1 pseudogene is annotated in these 373 nt (G+C 68.1%); it reads right to left on the reverse strand.

The features are described 5' to 3' along the window. Positions 1–373, reverse strand: a pseudogene (locus NR072_RS11550) (pyridine nucleotide-disulfide oxidoreductase); the annotation flags it as partial.

The following is a 373-nucleotide window of genomic DNA, read 5'->3' on the forward strand; positions in this document are numbered from 1 at the left end:
TCCTCGATCAGATGCTTGATCGTCTCCAGGGAGTCACCCTTGGTGTGCCCGATCAACCCCACCGGGCCCCGCTTGATCCACCCCGAGGCATACAGACCCGGCACCGGGGCGCCGTCCGCATCCAGCACACGACCCTCCGCGTTCGGGATCACCCCGCGCACCTCATCGAACTCCACCCCCTCCACGGGCGAACCGAAATACCCCACGGCCCGGTAGATCGCCTGCACCGGATAGTCCACGGTCTCCCCCGTCGGACGGACCCCACCGGAACCGTCCAACTCCATCCGGCGCATCCGCAGACCGTCCACCCGGCCGTCCCCGTCCTCGTCCAGGAACTCCTCCGGGGCCTGCAGGAAATGCAGGTGCAGCCGAC

The organism is Micrococcus sp. Mcc89, assembly GCF_024519795.1.
In the GTDB taxonomy this organism is placed as follows: Bacteria; Actinomycetota; Actinomycetes; order Actinomycetales; family Micrococcaceae; genus Micrococcus; species Micrococcus luteus.